At 59.8% G+C, this 15,824-nt stretch carries 18 protein-coding genes, 1 tRNA gene and 1 pseudogene; 14 read left to right on the top strand and 6 right to left on the bottom strand.

The window, feature by feature from the left end; translation table 11 throughout:
• Positions 1–54: 54 nt before the first annotated feature.
• The 5 genes and pseudogenes from D3Y57_RS08235 to D3Y57_RS08215 all read left to right on the top strand — a co-directional run bounded on the left by D3Y57_RS08235 (position 55) and on the right by D3Y57_RS08215 (position 3,028).
• Positions 55–792 carry a TlyA family RNA methyltransferase gene (locus D3Y57_RS08235; protein WP_121152590.1) on the top strand — a complete coding sequence of 246 codons (738 nt, stop codon included), beginning with the start codon at positions 55–57 and terminating at the stop codon, positions 790–792.
• Between the two features lie 32 nt (positions 793–824).
• Entirely contained in the window at positions 825–1,379 is a 555-nt protein-coding gene (locus tag D3Y57_RS08230) for a TspO/MBR family protein (protein ID WP_121152589.1), read from the top strand.
• A gap of 25 nt (positions 1,380–1,404) precedes the next feature.
• Positions 1,405–1,650: an accessory factor UbiK family protein gene (locus tag D3Y57_RS08225; RefSeq protein WP_121152588.1), complete on the top strand. Its 246-nt coding sequence runs from the start codon at positions 1,405–1,407 to the stop codon at positions 1,648–1,650.
• Between the two features lie 70 nt (positions 1,651–1,720).
• Entirely contained in the window at positions 1,721–2,224 is a 504-nt protein-coding gene (locus tag D3Y57_RS08220) for a type III secretion system chaperone family protein (protein ID WP_121152587.1), read from the top strand.
• Positions 2,225–2,231: 7 nt separating this feature from the next.
• A pseudogene (locus D3Y57_RS08215) lies at positions 2,232–3,028 on the top strand (pyrroline-5-carboxylate reductase family protein).
• Here D3Y57_RS08215 and D3Y57_RS08210 read toward each other — a convergent pair.
• Complete coding sequence (locus tag D3Y57_RS08210; protein WP_121152586.1) at positions 3,012–3,512, bottom strand: MarR family winged helix-turn-helix transcriptional regulator; 501 nt, start codon at positions 3,510–3,512, stop codon at positions 3,012–3,014. The pseudogene D3Y57_RS08215 and the gene D3Y57_RS08210 overlap by 17 nt on opposite strands.
• A gap of 60 nt (positions 3,513–3,572) precedes the next feature.
• Here D3Y57_RS08210 and D3Y57_RS08205 point away from each other — a divergent pair, with 60 nt between their 5' ends.
• Both D3Y57_RS08205 and D3Y57_RS08200 read left to right on the top strand, forming a co-directional pair.
• Positions 3,573–4,670, top strand: coding sequence for a branched-chain amino acid aminotransferase (locus D3Y57_RS08205; protein WP_121152585.1), 1,098 nt, complete (start codon positions 3,573–3,575; stop codon positions 4,668–4,670).
• 59 nt (positions 4,671–4,729) lie between these two features.
• Positions 4,730–4,804 (top strand) — tRNA-Gln (locus D3Y57_RS08200).
• Between the two features lie 24 nt (positions 4,805–4,828).
• Here D3Y57_RS08200 and D3Y57_RS08195 read toward each other — a convergent pair.
• Complete coding sequence (locus tag D3Y57_RS08195) at positions 4,829–5,704, bottom strand: family 16 glycosylhydrolase (RefSeq protein WP_162987054.1); 876 nt, start codon at positions 5,702–5,704, stop codon at positions 4,829–4,831.
• 229 nt (positions 5,705–5,933) lie between these two features.
• On the opposite strand from D3Y57_RS08195, the gene D3Y57_RS08190 reads away from it, so the two are divergent.
• The 3 genes from D3Y57_RS08190 to D3Y57_RS08180 are packed head-to-tail and all read left to right on the top strand — an operon-like array spanning position 5,934 to position 8,296.
• Positions 5,934–6,734 (top strand): glycosyltransferase family 2 protein, encoded by an 801-nt coding sequence (locus D3Y57_RS08190; RefSeq protein ID WP_162987053.1) that lies wholly within the window; start codon positions 5,934–5,936, stop codon positions 6,732–6,734.
• Positions 6,731–7,528, top strand: coding sequence for a glycosyltransferase (locus tag D3Y57_RS08185; RefSeq protein WP_162987052.1), 798 nt, complete (start codon positions 6,731–6,733; stop codon positions 7,526–7,528). Before D3Y57_RS08190 ends, D3Y57_RS08185 begins: the two co-directional genes overlap by 4 nt.
• A complete protein-coding gene (locus D3Y57_RS08180; RefSeq protein WP_121152581.1) occupies positions 7,529–8,296 on the top strand; it encodes a glycosyltransferase in 768 nt (255 codons plus the stop codon).
• 42 nt (positions 8,297–8,338) lie between these two features.
• On the opposite strand, the gene D3Y57_RS08175 is transcribed toward D3Y57_RS08180, so the two are convergent.
• Entirely contained in the window at positions 8,339–8,974 is a 636-nt protein-coding gene (locus tag D3Y57_RS08175; protein ID WP_121155618.1) for a glutathione S-transferase, read from the bottom strand.
• Positions 8,975–9,050: 76 nt separating this feature from the next.
• On the opposite strand from D3Y57_RS08175, the gene D3Y57_RS08170 reads away from it, so the two are divergent.
• Positions 9,051–9,839, top strand: coding sequence for an enoyl-CoA hydratase (locus D3Y57_RS08170; protein WP_121152580.1), 789 nt, complete (start codon positions 9,051–9,053; stop codon positions 9,837–9,839).
• A 111-nt stretch (positions 9,840–9,950) separates the two neighbouring features.
• Positions 9,951–11,363, top strand: coding sequence for a helix-turn-helix domain-containing protein (locus tag D3Y57_RS08165; protein WP_121152579.1), 1,413 nt, complete (start codon positions 9,951–9,953; stop codon positions 11,361–11,363).
• Here D3Y57_RS08165 and D3Y57_RS08160 read toward each other — a convergent pair.
• Positions 11,348–12,088, bottom strand: a complete 741-nt coding sequence (locus D3Y57_RS08160) for a glutamine amidotransferase (RefSeq protein WP_121152578.1) — start codon at positions 12,086–12,088, stop codon at positions 11,348–11,350. The genes D3Y57_RS08165 and D3Y57_RS08160 overlap by 16 nt on opposite strands.
• A gap of 69 nt (positions 12,089–12,157) precedes the next feature.
• Positions 12,158–12,706 carry an RBBP9/YdeN family alpha/beta hydrolase gene (locus tag D3Y57_RS08155; RefSeq protein ID WP_121152577.1) on the bottom strand — a complete coding sequence of 183 codons (549 nt, stop codon included), beginning with the start codon at positions 12,704–12,706 and terminating at the stop codon, positions 12,158–12,160.
• Positions 12,707–13,050: 344 nt separating this feature from the next.
• Between D3Y57_RS08155 and epsC the strand changes: the two genes are divergently transcribed.
• Together epsC and D3Y57_RS08145 are read left to right on the top strand one after the other, a co-directional pair.
• A complete protein-coding gene (gene epsC / locus D3Y57_RS08150) occupies positions 13,051–14,010 on the top strand; it encodes a serine O-acetyltransferase EpsC (protein ID WP_121152576.1) in 960 nt (319 codons plus the stop codon).
• A 131-nt stretch (positions 14,011–14,141) separates the two neighbouring features.
• Entirely contained in the window at positions 14,142–14,534 is a 393-nt protein-coding gene (locus D3Y57_RS08145) for a DoxX family protein (RefSeq protein WP_121155616.1), read from the top strand.
• A 52-nt stretch (positions 14,535–14,586) separates the two neighbouring features.
• Here the strand turns inward: D3Y57_RS08145 and D3Y57_RS08140 are convergent, their stop codons facing one another.
• Positions 14,587–15,717 (bottom strand): acyltransferase family protein, encoded by a 1,131-nt coding sequence (locus D3Y57_RS08140; protein ID WP_121152575.1) that lies wholly within the window; start codon positions 15,715–15,717, stop codon positions 14,587–14,589.
• Positions 15,718–15,824 lie beyond the last annotated feature (107 nt).

Below are 15,824 nucleotides of genomic sequence, written 5' to 3'. Positions count from 1 at the left end.
GCGGCAATTGTCTTTGGGACGCGCAAAGTCTGACTTTCAGCGATAAGGAGGCGTATGAAACGTCTCCGTGCCGACCAACGCCTCGTCGATCTGGGCCTATGCGAAAGCCGCGCGCGTGCGCAGGCGCTGATCTTGTCAGGGAATGTCTTTATCGGTGAACGACGGGTCGAAAAGGCCGGGCAGCCGGTGGCGGATGATGTGTTGTTCGATGTCAGGGGCCGTGATCATCCGTGGGTGTCACGCGGGGGCGTCAAGCTGGCGCATGGCCTTGATCATTTCGGCTGGGACGTGACCGGCGCGGTGGCGATGGATGTCGGATCGTCGACCGGCGGATTCACCGATGTTCTGCTGACCAAGGGCGCGACCAAGGTCTATGCCGTGGATTCGGGGACGAACCAGCTTGCATGGAAAATGCGGCAGGACCAGCGCGTTGTCGTGCTGGAACAGACCAGCGCGCGTATCCTGACGGCGGCGCATATTCCCGAATCGGTCGATATTATCGTTTGTGATGCGAGCTTTATCGGGCTGGCAAAGGTGCTGGAACGGCCACTGACCTTTGCAAAACCCAATGCGCGACTGATGGCGCTGATCAAGCCGCAGTTCGAAGTCGGACGTGATGCGGTGGGCAAGGGGGGCGTGGTTCGCGATCCCGAATTACACCGTTCCGCCTGTGAAGGCGTCGCCGAATGGGTGACGGCCAAACGGTGGCGCGTTGAGGGAATCGTCGAAAGCCCGATCACCGGACCCGAAGGAAATGTGGAATTTCTGATTGCGGCACACGCGATGGTTTGACCGCGCGACGAATCGCCCTTTAGGATAGACGAATGGGTGAACTAGCATCGCGCGATCAGTTGCGTATGTCGTTCGTGCGGTGGGTGCTGTTTACGGTGCCTCTGCTCGTGTTTCTCGGATTCCTGTCGGGGCGGGTCGCGGGATCGAGTGCCGGCAACCGCTGGTTTGAGGCGCTGGTTCGGCCCGCCGCGATGCCACCCGGATGGGCGTTCGGCGCGGCCTGGACGGTGCTTTACATTCTGATGGGCATTGCGCTGGCGATGATCCTGAATGCGCGGCGCGCTCGATTTCGCGGGCCTGCGATTGCGCTGTTCGTGCTTCAATTCATTGCGAATCTTGCCTGGTCGCCGCTGTTTTTTGCCGCCCATCAGGTGGTCGTGTCGTTTGTGCTCATCCTGCTGATTTTCGCGCTCGCCGTTGCGACGACATTCGCGTTCGGGCGGGTGCGGGCCGCGGCGGCGTGGCTGATGGTTCCGTATCTGGCGTGGTTGTGTTTTGCCAGCATTCTCAACTGGCAGGTTCATTCGCTGAATCCTAATGCAGAAACGCTTGTGCCAGCGCGTCCCCATACCCAAATAGAGCTTTGACGATTTTCCGGGAAAGGCTTTACCCATGCAGACCGAAAACAAGTTTTTCGACGACGTTTCAAAGTTCTTCAACGGCGCGGCCGGCACTGTTGCCGGGATGACCCGTGAGGCCGAAGCCGGCGTTCGCGAGAAGGCCAAGGAATGGATCGGCGGACTGGAGTTCGTCAGCCGCGATGAATTCGAAGCCGTTAAAGCCATGGCGGCCGCTGCGCGCGACGAGGTCGATGAACTGAAAACGCGCCTTGCTGCTTTGGAAGCAGGCAAGAAATAGTCGGTTTTATCCACAGTTATCATTGGCGTGGTGCTTGCCTAGCGGACGACTCCACGTCACCCGTAACGGCATGAGAGTGAGCACCATCGACGAAGACGGAAACAGCAGCGAGCCGATCGAGATGCTCGAGGCGTGGTTCGACGCGCATAGCTGGACCAATGAGCGTGTCGGCGACGAGGAGATCGTAGCCTCTACTGCGGGCGCGTGGGGCAGTTACGAACTGCGCGGCGTTTATCGCAATGACGATGCGGTGCTGCAGTTTCTCGCGTTTCCCGACATCCGCGTGCCCGACCATCAGGCTGCTGTGATTTATGAAACCATCGGCCTCATCAACGAGCAGTTGTGGATCGGGCATTTTGAGTATTGGGCGGGTAACGGCAGCCTGTTGTTCCGTCACGCCGCGCTGCTGACCGACGATGGCGTGCTTTCGCTCGATCAGGCGGAGACGCTGATCGAGACTGCCGTGGACGAGATCGACCGATTTTATCCGGTGTTCCAGTTCGTTCTGTGGGGTGGCAAGTCGCCAAAGGATGCGATCGCAGCCGCTATGGTCGAAACGCGCGGCGAGGCTTGAGCGAAGCATGAGCGAGGCGGGCATAAGTGCGATCTGGCTGATCGGTTGCGGCAATATGGCGGGCGCGATGCTGTCTCGCTGGCTGGAAACGGGACTGGACCCGTCGCGCGTCACTGTGGTTCGGCCAAGCGGTAAGCCGGTTGCAAACGGTGTGCGGGTGGTGACCGAAGTGCCGAATGAACCAGCCCCGGCGATTCTTATGCTCGGGTTCAAACCGTTTCACCTCCTCGACGTCGCGCCGCAACTGTCAGCGGCGAGTGCCGGTGCGACCGTAATTTCGATCCTTGCAGGCACCGAAACCTCAACGCTGCGACGTTGTTTCCCCGTCGCGAGGGCGGTCGTGCGGGCGATGCCGAACCTTCCCGTGACGATCGGCAAGGGCGTGGTTGCCTTGCATGGCGACCATAGCGCCCAAGTGGATACGCTTATGCAGCCGCTCGGGTTGGTAGAATGGATCGCAGATGAGCATCAGTTCGATGCCGTTACCGCGCTTGCCGGTTCCGGCCCGGCTTTCCTGTACCGGTTTATTGACGCCCTGACGCAAGCGGGCGTGGCGATTGGCCTGTCGGGGATCAGTCGCAGCGGATGGCGATTGCCACGATCGAGGGATCGGGGCTGCTGGCGGCCGCTTCGGATGTGTCCCCCGCAGTGCTGGCCGACCGGGTTGCGAGCAAGGGTGGATCGACCCGCAAGGGGCTGGATGTCCTCGATCACGACGGCGCGCTGATTCGGTTGCTGACCGATACGCTGGCGGCTGCTCAGGCCCGTAACGCCGAAATGGCAGCGGCTAGCCGCGCCGGTTGATGTCGGCCATCAGGGCGCGGTCTTCGGGAGGGATCAGCCCTTCCAGCACCTGCCAGAACCCTGTTACCGCGTGCTGTCCGGCATGGGCATAGGCGGCACCGATGCGTTCCTTCATCGATTCGAACAGCTTGGCTTCCAGCACCGTGCCGGTTTCGCTCAGACGTAGAAGCTTTTGGCGACGGTCGTCGCGGCCGGGTCGGGTTTCGATATACCCACGTTCGGTCAGTTCGGTCAGCACGCGGCCCAGCGACTGTTTAGTCACCAGCAACATGCGCAGTAATTCGCCGACCGTCAGATTGGGGTGGCGCGAAATGAAATACAGTGCCCGGTGATGCGCGCGTCCCAGACCCTGTTCGATAAGCTGTTCGTCGAGCGCGCGCGTCATGCGACTGTATCCAAAGAACAAAAGTTCTCCGCCGCGCCGGATTTCGGCATCTCGCAAAAATAACGGGGACGCCCCGGTGGTAGAAGTTTGGCCAGCCATGTTGACCCTTTTTGCCAGTGGGGATACGAAATCGCAAATGATTACTCGAGGACAGTTTTGATGGATGGCGGCGACACATTGGAGTTCAGGACCGAAGCCCATGCCTCGCCCGTCAGCGCTGCCGATCGCGATGTCCTGCTGGTCGATCCGGGGTTCGGCAAGGTCTTTACCGACCACATGGCGGTGGTTCGATTTTCGCGTGAAAAAGGCTGGCACGATGCGCAAATCACTGCGCGTGCGCCTATCCCGATGGACCCGGCAACTGCGGTTCTCCATTATGCGCAGGAAATATTCGAAGGGATGAAGGCGTATCGGCTGGCCGACGGCGGTGCCGCGCTGTTCCGTGCCGACGCCAACGCCCGCCGTTTTGCGCAGTCAGCAGAACGCATGGCGATGCCGCCAGTGCCCGAAGCGCTGTTTCTCGATTCGGTGCGCAAACTGGTGGCGATCGACCGCGACTGGATTCCGCATGGTGAGGGTGGGGCGCTTTACCTCCGCCCGTTCATGTTCGCGAGCGAGGTGTTCCTTGGCGTGCGGCCGTCGAACGAATATTTGTTTATCGTCATTGCATCGCCTGTGGGAGCCTATTTCAAGGGCGGTGCCAAGGCGATCTCACTCGGCGTGTCGCGTCACTATACCCGCGCGGCACCGGGCGGGACGGGCGCCGCCAAATGCGGTGGAAATTACGCATCCAGCCTGATTGCTCAGGCTGAAGCCGTGCGGCAGGGATGCGATCAGGTGGTGTTTCTCGACGCCGCCGAACATCGCTGGGTCGAGGAATTGGGCGGCATGAACACGTTTTTCGTGTTCGATGACGGGTCGATTTCGACGCCCCCACTGGAAGGGACGATCCTGCCCGGCATCACGCGCGAATCGATCATCAAACTGGCTCATGACGAAGGTCTGACGGTGCGTGAGGAGCGTTATTCGATCGACCAATGGCGCGCCGATGCGACGAGCGGACGGTTGACTGAAGCTTTCGCCTGCGGGACCGCAGCCGTCGTCACGTCGATCGGCGTCGTGCAGGATGAGGGCCAGTCGTTCACGATTGGCAGTGGTGGTCCCGGCCAGTTGACCGAGAAACTGCGCGCGCGGCTCGTCGATATTCAGCGTGGATTGGCCCCCGATCCGCACAATTGGGTCGAGAGACTCTTTTGAAACAGGCTCTACACCCCCTTTTCAGCAGCATTCGCCCCGGCTAAGGGCGCTTGCTCTGTTGGGGCGTCGCCAAGTGGTAAGGCAGCGGCTTTTGATGCCGCCATTCGTAGGTTCGAATCCTGCCGCCCCAGCCAGACATTCTGTGAACGGCCCCGTGATCAGGGGATTGTGGTGTAGCCGTAGCCGTAGCCGTGAACCGTCATGGTCAGCTTTTCATTGGGGGCGAGGCCTTTCCACTGTCCGGCCCATTGCACAAAGCCCGCGTTCGAGGGGTTGGTCGGCCACATCTCGATCCACGGTTTCATAGGATGTGAGATGAAGGACGTGGTGCTGCTGCGCTCCCAGCGGTGGACGCGCTGGCCGTCGACATACATTTCGACATAGCCCGCAGTTTCATCGATCTTGATGCCGAAGCGATGGCGCTGTCCCGACATATCAGTGCCTGCGAACAGGCGGACGGTGTTCTGCTGATGCACGCCGTTGACGTAAACGTGCATCGACACGTCCAGGCCCCTGCGCCCTGCAAATTCGAAGTCGATTTCGTCCTTGCTGCCGGTGTCGTAGATCCAGAGTGGCGCGACGATTACGCCTTCGTGCAGTGATGGCAGCGTGACCTCCGTTTCCCAAAGCCCGCGCGTATAGGCTGGCGTGCCGTTCATGCCCTGAAGCTGTGGTGCTCCCGTAGCGTCGAGTGTGAACACGGTATCCTTGCCCGATTTCTGGACGATATGGTTGTAGCGCCACGGAATTGGGCCGTTCACATTGTCCCATTCGGACGCGAGCCATTTCCCGTTCCAGTTCCACATCCGCATATCGGAAAGATCGAGGGGCGGCAGTGCTGCAACGGCAGGCGTTGCCGCGGCTGCCGGATTTGCCATCGGGGTGGGGGCGAGGAGCGCGCGGGATGCGCCATTGAGCAGGGCGGCAACTTTACTTGTCTGGGCGGCAGTTTTCACCGTCGCGACCTGTGCGCTAGCCGCCACGCCAACGATCAGCGCCGAGATGCCACATATCAATTTCGTTTTCGATTTCATGATCGCGATCCCGGATTTCTGCGTTGCCAGCCCATGCTGCCGACAGAAGATTAACAACGACCTAGCATTGTGTAGCAACCCGCTGTGCAATGGACCCTAGCGCGGACAGAAGAACATGGCGTTGGTCCGTCGCCCATGCGTGGCGCAAACGCGTTATACTGTCAGAAATCATCATTGGCTGATTGCCATGTCAGGCTTGCCGCCGGTCGCGGGTCGGTTAGGGTGGCTGATGGCCATAGCGGTTTCTACGATCAGACTTGCCCCCGCGAAGTCACCGCAGAGTGGGGCCTATTCGTTCGAGGCGGGTGAACGGGTTTCCGGTCCGCTGATATCGTGCCTGATGGTTACGCGCGGTGGCAAACTGCCCGCTGCATTCGCGTTGGACTGTTTTCGGCGACAAAGCTGGCGGAACCGTGAGCTGGTGATCGTTTGCGATGTTGCCGACAGTGCGATCGAAGCGTTAGTCGCCAGCCTGGGCGATCCGACGATCCGTTATGTCGAAGCCGCCCCTGCTTCGCTGGGTGAGTTGCGCAATATATCGGTTGCACACGCGCGCGGTGATTTTCTTTGCCAGTGGGACGACGATGACCTTTACGATGCCGGGCGGCTGGAGTTCATGATGGCAGCGCTGCTCAGCCACGATGTTGCCGCGGTATTCCTGAAGCGCTGGTTGATCTGGTGGCCTGCGCGGCGTCAGCTTGCTGTGTCGGGAAGCAGGACATGGGAGGGCAGTATGCTGGTCGGCCGGGATGTATTGCCAGCCTATCCAGCTCAGGCGCTGGCGGAGGATAATATCACGATAGCGCGCCTTTGTTCGATGCACGCGACGCTGCTGATCGACCGGCCTTCGCTCTATTGCTACATCGTCCATGGAGCCAATAGCTATGAGAATGCACATTTCGAAACCATGGTGAGTTGGGCTAGCGAGGTCATTTCGGCAGATCGCTACGACGCGCAGATCGCCGCGCTGGCGTCGTCATTGCCCATGACAGACTATGCCTCTCATCTGGCGGACGGCACTGCGTGGTGACGCGGGTGGTTCCGGTCCTGTTGCGTGAACCCGATGGTCGAAAGATAGAGGGCTCGATGACCGTGGCCGCCGGTTTCGAAGTTGCTGGGCCATTAATCTCGTGCGTGATGGTGTCGCGGGGGGTGATTTATCCAGCGGTATTCGCGATCGAATGCTACCGGCGGCAGACTTATGCCAATCGCGAGCTGATTGTGGTTTCCGCAGCCGCCGATACCAGTCTCCGCGACATGATCGCGGAAATCGGCGACCCGACGATCAAATTTGTATCTGTGGCTCCGGCTTCGTTGGGCGATTTGCGCAATATCAGTATCGCGCAATCGTCGGGCGAGCTGATCTGCCAATGGGACGACGACGATCTGAGCGCTCCTGACCGGCTTGAGCTGCAGACAGCGGCACTAGCGCAGAGCTATTCCACGGCTTGCTATTTCGGAGCGATCACATTGTGGTGGCCTGCGCGACGGTGGCTGGCGAAATCGGAAGCGCGGGGATGGGAAAACACCATGCTCGTCAAGCGCGAGGCGATCCCTATCTATGCCGCCGAAAATCTGGCGGAGGATACCCGTGTCGCGCAAATGCTCGAACGGCATCACCGGTCGTGTCTGATCCTGTCACCGGACAGTTATTTCTATGTGCATCACGGCTTGAATGCGTGTGGAGCGGCGCATTTCGAACGGCGGTTCGAAGCCGGGAGCCTTGTTATACCCGAGGTCGATTATAACCGTGAACTGGCCGCGGCCGGAGCGCGCGTTCCGGTGGCAGACTATGCCGGGTTTCTCGCGCGTGGCGGCGTTTGAATGCTCACGTTCGAAATGAAGCTTTCGGCGCCATATACACCGGCGCTTCATCGAACTTTACGATTGCGCGAAGGGCAGGTCGTTACAGGGCCGCTGGTGTCCTGCCTGATGGTTTCGCGCGGCGATGCGTCTCCGGCGGCGGCTGCGATTGAGTGCTATCGGCGGCAGAGCTATGCGAACCGCGAACTGGTGATCGTGACGGCAAAACGCGACAGTGCCGTGGGCGCACTGGTTGCCGAACTGAACGATCCTACGATCCGATGCCATGAGGTCGAGGATCGCGTGCTGGGTGAATTACGTAACTTCAGCGTTGCGCAGGCATCCGGCGATTTTGTGTGTCACTGGGACGATGATGACCTTTACCATCAAGACCGGCTTGCGCTCCAGATGGCGGCGATTGCGGCGACCGGAGCAAAGGCATGTTTCCTGTCCCGGCTGCTGCTTTGGTGGCCTGAACGCGAACTGTTGCGGGTGAGCTATGGGCGAACATGGGAGGGGTCGATGGTTGCGGACCGGTCGGTTGTGCCGGTTTTTCCCGCCTTGGCTCGCGAAGAAGATTTCTATGTGGTCGCAAAGATGGCCGCGCTGCACGCGCTGGTCCAAATCGATTACCCGATGGGTTATTGCTACACGGTGCACGATCGCAATGTGAACGACGAGGAGCATTTCGAGCGCGTATTTTCCAGGAGTTCCGCGATCGACGATTGTGCGACTTATACGCAGGCACTGTCACTGATCGGGGCGAGCTTGCCGGTTGCGGGCAGGTGACGATCGTCAGTCTGAGCGGCATTGCCAGGTGGTAAAAATGTTTCAGCCAATGGTGAGATAGATCGGTTCGGTGGCGGAAGCAGACCATCGCGGATAACTGGTCATGGTGGTTTCGAAAAGCGCTGAGGCGATATGGGATGCCAGCCAGTGCTGAACACGGGGTAATTCCTGAGCGTCGAAAAATGCCCGATCGGTGTTCGCGAATTGGCGCACGAACGGCATGGTCGCCATGTCCGCGAAAGACCGGAGCGGGCCGCAGAGGTTATCGGAAGATTGCAGGCGGGCTTCCAAAGTTTGCAATATGCCGACGGCGAGGGCGCGGTGTTCCAGAGGGTCGCTTTGGTGCCGGTCGGGATATTTATAACGATCCAGGTGAAATTTGAACGGGCCGTCGTTCGCTGCGATCAAGGGATCGTCGACGCTCGCCAGCCAGTTTTCAGGGTCGTTCACGGTCAGCGCCCAGTGCATGATGTCAAAACTTTGATCGACGATTTTTGCGCCCGGAGCGAGCAGGACCGGCACGGTGGCCTTGGGCGACAGCGCGATCAGTTCGGCGGGTTTGTCGCTCAGCTTCACTTCGCGCAGTTCGCAGACGGTGCCACTGACCAGCAACGCCATCCGCGCCCGCATGGCATAGGGGCAGCGGCGGAAACTGTAGAGGATTGGAAGTTCGTTCAAGATCGTTTTCCGAAAATTGCCACTGATATTGTCCCGGATATTGCATCGCGTATGGTTCACCGACTAACGCTCTACCATGACAAATCCTATTCCCACTTACGAAACGCTGCTCGTGGAAACGCGCGGTCCGGTCACACTTATCACGCTCAATCGCCCACAGGCGCTTAATGCGCTGAACAGTCAGATACTGGCCGACCTGATTGCCGCGCTGGGCGCTTATGACGCCGATCCGGGACAGGGGTGCGCGGTCCTGACGGGCAGCGAAAAGGCATTTGCGGCGGGCGCGGACATCAAGGAGATGATGACGCTGAGCTTTGCCGATGTGTTCGGTGGTGATTTCTTCAGCGGATATGATCGCGTTACCGCCACGCGCAAGCCGATCATCGCGGCAGTGGCGGGCTATGCGCTGGGCGGCGGATGCGAACTGGCGATGATGTGCGATTTCATCCTTGCGGCCGATAATGCGAAGTTCGGCCAGCCTGAAATCAAGCTGGGCGTGACCCCCGGCATGGGCGGTTCGCAGCGCCTGACGCGTGCTGTCGGCAAGGCGAAAGCGATGGAAATGTGCCTGACCGGCAGGATGATGGACGCGGTCGAGGCCGAGCGTTCGGGCCTGGTCAGCCGCATCGTGCCCGTTTCCGAACTGGTCGATGAAGCCGTAAAAACTGCGACGACGATTGCCGGAATGGGGCCGCTGGCGGTGCTGGCGAACAAGGAAATGGTCAATGCCGCGTTCGAGACTGGGCTGAAGCAGGGCATTTCGTTCGAGCGACGGCTGTTCCACGGGCTGTTCGGTACGGCGGATCAGACAGAAGGCATGGCTGCGTTCTCCGAAAAGCGACCGGCGAAATGGACTGGGGCGTAAGTTAACTCGATCGGGACATTGCCGATATTGGGGACATAGCGTTCAGTCAGCTTGACTCCCTCGCCAGTTTTGCAAAATGAGCGAGGGAGTTTGCAACAGGGGCGCATCAGCATGTCACCGACGCCACGTAAGCGGGTTTTTGCAGGGGAGCGCGCGCGCGCCTTGCGGGCGCGGCATGGGCTGAACCAGACTGAGCTGGCGGCGCGGATCGGCCTGTCGGTCAGCTATCTTTCGCAGATAGAGAGCAATGACCGGCCGATGACGGATGCGGTCCTCATGGCCTTTGCACGCGCGTTTCCGTCCGATTGGGCGGACACAGGGGCCGACGACACGATGGCGTTGCTGGCGGGGGTCGAGAACGCGGTACAGGCGACTGTGTTTGCCGATGCGGAGTTCACGCCGGATGCGATGAGGCGAGCGGTCAATCAACAGCCGTTGCTGGCACGGTATCTTGTGTCGACCCACGCGGCGCTCGCACGTTCGCAGGAACAGTTGCGTTCGCTCGACGATGCGCTGGACAGTGGCAGCGAGACACCATTGCCGTGGGAGGAGGTGCGCGACTGGTTTCACGCATCGGGCAATTACATCGATGCGATCGACAGGCAGGCAGAAGGTGTCGCGGCCGAAATCCTCACAGGCGGTAACGCGGCTGATGCGATCACCGAACGGCTCAAACGGGTGCACGGGGTAACGATCAGCAGCGCGGTTGCAGCCGACCATCCGTTGCGCAGTTTCGATGTCGCCGCCCGAGTGTTGACGGTCGATCCCGCGCTTCCGAACGAGAGCCGATTGTTCCTGCTGGCGCACCAGCTCATGCGGCTGGAACTGGCGGCAACGATCGGGGCGACGATCGGCAATGCGCAGTTGCGATCGGAGGAGGCGTTTCAACTACTGTCGGTCGGTCTCGCCAATTACGCAGCGGGGGCGTTGCTGATGCCTTATGCTCCGTTTCGGGCAGCGGCGCGCGAATTGCGCCATGATATTGATGCGCTGCGTTTGGTTTTTGGTGTCAGTTTCGAACAGGCGTGTCATCGGCTGTCGACGTTACAGCGGCCGGGAGCGACGGGGATTCCGTTCTTTTTTTGCCGCGTCGATATGGCGGGCAATATCACCAAGCGGCATTCGGCGACCCGGCTGCAATTCGCGCGCTTCGGTGGCGCGTGTCCGTTGTGGATCGTGCATGAGGCAGTGGCGATTCCTGATCGTGTTCTGGTGCAACTGGCCGAAACGCCCGATGGGGTGCGCTATGTTTCGATGGCGAAGGGGCTGGTAAAGCCATCGGGAAGCTATGCGCGACCAAGCCGCCGCTATGCCGTCGCGCTGGGGTGCGAGGTCGAATATGCGGCGGACTTTATATATGGCGACCAACTTGATGTGGACGGAGAGCGGAGCGCGACGCCGATCGGGGTGTCATGCCGCATCTGCCCGCGTCGGGATTGCGAACAGCGCGCCTTTCCCCCGGCAGGGCGGCATATCGTCGTGGACCCCGATCATCGCGGGGTTGTGCCCTATACATTCGATTGAAGCGGCTGGTTCAGTTCAGTGAGCCAGGCGGTAATCATCCGCTGTCCTGCGCGTTCGCTGACCGGGCCGGTGATGTCATATTCCGATCGAAGCGCGTTCGGGCAGACATTGGCTTGTGACAGATAGTCGCTGGACTCCGCGATCCATGCGTCGATGCGCGGGTCGGTACCCATTTCGGCATGGCATTGCAGCGCGAGCAGTTCACGTCCGCGCCGAAATGCCTGATGCGGATAGCTGGGGGTAGAAGCGAGCAACTCGGTGCCGGGCGGCAGGTCGAACGTATCGCCATGCCAGTGCAGGATAGGAACATCGGTCAAATGCGCGACGGGGGAAGCGGATCCTGCCTCAGTTAGTGTGAGAGGCGCAAAGCCGACTTCCTTGGTTGGGCCGGCGTAGATTTCTGCTCCGAGTGCAGCGGCGACAAGCTGTGCGCCGAGACATATCCCGAGCGTCGGCAAGCCGTGGTCGAGCCGTTCGGCAAGGCGTTCGACTTCATGGTTGATCCACGGATGGGCGTAGCGTTCGTAAACCGCCATCGGCCCGCCCATCAGGATCAGCAGGTCAGGCGACAGGAAGTCGGCCGTCGCGAATTCGGGGCCGCACACGTCTATGCGGTCGAGTTCGTAACCCGCCGCTTCGATCGGATCACGAAAACCGGCGATCCCTTCGTGGGGAACGTGACGGATAATGAGGCCGCGTTTTGCCTTGGTCGATTCAGATGACATCGGGGCAGATTAGAAGGTCGGTGCGAAATTGAGAGCGTGTTTTGCTTTCGCCCTCACAAGCCGGGCTGTTTACGAACGTGCGATCAGGCGATCGAGAACGTCCTGACCCCAGCGCCACGATCCCAGCCGGGCGTTGGCGTCGATGTGCCCGGCCTCGCCTGCTTCAACGACATTGGCACCCCATGTGCGAGCGATGGCGTAGCCGCGACCAAGGCTGGCATAGGGATCGTCCGAACTGGCGATGACGGTGGTCGCAATCGGCAGTTTGGTAAATGCAAAGCAGCCGAAGCGACGGATGACCGAGGGGGCGTCGATCTGGCCCGGGTCGCATGGCGCGACCAGCAGCGCCTGAATGCGGCCCGATGTGGCGCGCTGACTCAGCAGCGCCCAGGCGGCCACCGCAAGACAACCGAGACTATGCGCGACAAGCACGACAGGACCGGAAACCTGATCGACGGCAGCATCAATGCGCGCGAGCCAGCGGAGAGGATCGGGATCGCCTTCTCCCTGATCGATGCGGCGGCAGTCGGTGCGTTCCTCTTCCCAGCGCGTTTGCCAGTGATCGGGTTCGGAGCCGCGCAGGCCAGGGATAAGGAGAACGGTGGACCGGGACATCATGCGCTTCTCCTGTTTAGGCGACCCTTTTCGGGCCTTCGTTGAAAAATACGGTCCGACCGACCGGCCGGACCGCAGTGGGTATTTTCGCCCTAGGGGGCACTTCGCACAGGACCGCTGCCAGAAGCCCGAAGCGCCAATTTCGGTGCGACTCGGGCAATTCCTAGCGATCGAGTGTAGTAACTCCCGAAATCGTGTAATTGCAAAGGGGTGTTCGCCGAACTGTGAGGAATTTGCGCCAAAATCCGATGGGCAAACTTAACCTTGGGCGTGCACAGAAAATGCAGCTTCTCATTCGATAAGGCGCGGGCTTTATCGAGTGGAGAGACAGACAGAGAAACAAGATCATGACCCAGAATAAACTTACCGTTGTCGAGGCTGAGGCACCGAACCATCTCGACATTTCGGGTGTCATCATCGGACTGCGATCGGCGCGCGATGAGTGGAGAGCCGCGCATCAGCGTCATGCCGAACTCGGCACGCATGGTTTTCCGTCGCGTCGTTCGCTCGACCGGATTGTCGGCGCGATTGGCGCGGCGTTGTTTCCATTGCGACTGGGGCCGCCCGAACTGAACCCGGATAACGAGGATGCCTTTGTTGAGGCAACGCTGGAATCTGCGCTCTCACAGCTTGGTGCGCAGGTTCGGCTGAATCTGATTTACGCTCACCGCGAACTTGATGCGTTGGCGATCGAGGCCCGCGTTAACATCATCGTCGGCGAGTTTGCCGGGGCGTTGCCGCGCCTGCGGACGGTGTTGGATAGCGACGTGCAGGCGGCATATCTTGGTGATCCGGCGGCGCGGAGTGTGGACGAGGTGCTGCTCTGCTATCCGTGCCTGATCGCGGTCATCCACCACCGGATAGCGCATGAACTTTATCGGCTTGGCGCGCCTCTGGTCGCACGGATTATTTCAGAGATCGCCAATTCACGGACGGGCATCGACATTCATCCCGGCGCGATCATCGGCCACAGCTTTTTCATCGATCACGGCACGGGCGTGGTCATCGGCGAGACCGCGGTAATCGGCAATAATGTGCGCTTGTATCAGGCGGTGACCCTCGGCGCGAAAAGCTTTCCGAGCGAGGCCGACGGGCGCCTGACCAAGGGCATCGCTCGCCATCCTATCGTCGAGGATAATGTCATCATATATTCGGGGGCAACGATTTTGGGGCGGGTGACAATCGGCCAGGGATCGGTGATCGGCGGCAATGTCTGGATCACGACAGATGTGCCGCAGGGCACGACCGTCGCCGTGAGTGTCGCGGATATGAGAAGTATCACCGGCGATCGTGTCGGTACGGAGTGACGTCCAACCACGGTTAAGCCGTTGACCGCGATCCGGGCAATGCCGAGCCTCTGATAATAAACGACATCTTGACTCGCGCGGATGTGACGGGGACCATGTGGCAACGACATCATGTCGAACGGGAGGTCGCGATGAATTCTACGGCGTGGAGCGGTCAAAGTTTTGCAGTGCTGCGTATTGTGACTGGCGTATTGTTCCTGGCGCACGGGGTTCAGAAGTATTTTGGCTTTCCGATGGAGGCATCGTTCGGAATCGTTCAGCCGGCTTCGTTGCTGGGTGTGGCGGGAATATTGGAACTGGTCGGCGGTGCATTGATTGCGGTGGGATTGTTCACGCGACCTGTGGCATTCGTTCTGTCGGGGATGATGGCGGTGGCTTATTTTATGATGCACATGCCAAAGTCACCGTTTCCGATTGCCAATGGCGGCGAGATGGCGGTGATGTTCTGCTTTGTCTTTCTGTACATCAGCACGGTCGGGGCGGGGCGATGGAGCATCGATGCGTCACGCGCGACACGCCGATAACGGTTACGCAGGAAAATTGGCGCTAAAGGGCGCGGAGCAGCGATCGAGGGCGTCAGGCGCGTGCATGGGCGGGTCGTAGCTTTTGCGTGATGACAGACCAAGCCTTGCAGATCAGGTCGATCGATCGTTGTATAATCGGCTTCAGCGCATCCCGTCGCAATTCGGTCAGTTGTGCGACGAGGATGACGATCACCAGTGAAATGGCTGCGATCGAAATGCCCCTGAATTGAGGAGGCAGGGTTGTCGAAAGCAAGGCGGTCACGACGAGAATTGCCGGCTGGTGCAAGAGGTAGAGCGTGAACGAACGCGCAACGCCCCAGCGGATAGGACGCTTGACCCAACCGAGTGCACTTTCGAATGTGGGGCCTAGGTTTTTCGCGGCGGCCAGGTTGAGGGCGACACTCAGCCCAAGCAAAGTGTCGGTCAGCAAATAACGGGACCACGCGAGTTGATTCCACCACAGTTCATGGCCCAGCGCGCTCTCAAGCCACCGTCCACCAATGCCCTGGAAATCAAAGTAATGATATGCCGCAAATACGATCAGCGGTTGAGCAAAGGCCAGCCAGAGCAGCCATCTTGGCCATGAAGCCGTTGCCCGTTCGCGATAGGCCAGCCAGCCGATCAGCCAGATCGGAAACAACAGCATGATATTCGGACCTGCAACCAGCATCGCGATCAAGGTTGCGATCAGCCGAAGACGCCCGCGCAGATAAAACAATGCAGCGAAAACAACATAATACCAAAACTCATAGCTGATCGACCAATACGGTGTGTTCGACAACATCTGCACAGAAGTCCAAGCTTCGTTCAGCATCGCAGCGCCGATGCCAAGTCGGAAAAGCGTCGAACCGCCGGGTGTCAGACCCTGATAAATTGCCGGGTCGAAACGATGACCGATCCAGTCGAACACGAATGTCAGCGCGAGGCAGGGGATGGCAACCGAATAGATGCGCGTGAGACGGGCAACGGCGAACGCGCGCGGATCGGGTTCGCGCGATTGGGCGGCATAGGGAATGACGAACCCCGACAGCACGAAAAATATTGTGACGGCTTCATGCCCGAATCCGTTCCAGATACCGCTTGCAACGCCCGTATTGGGAAGGCCGGCCAGATGGAAAACGAATACTTCCAGCGCGGCCACCAGCCGAAGGAGATCGAGATAGATGGACAGGCCACGATGCATGAATTGATCTTCAGGGTTTCAATCGGCCTGCCTATGCCACGGTCCCAATCGAATTCACGTTAAAATATAGCTGCTTTTTAATGACAGCCTGCCTTTCAAAATCCACA

Origin of the sequence: Sphingomonas paeninsulae (assembly GCF_003660165.1) — a bacterium.
Classification (GTDB): Bacteria; Pseudomonadota; Alphaproteobacteria; order Sphingomonadales; family Sphingomonadaceae; genus Sphingomonas_O; species Sphingomonas_O paeninsulae.
This window is presented reverse-complemented; position numbering and strand designations above follow the sequence as displayed.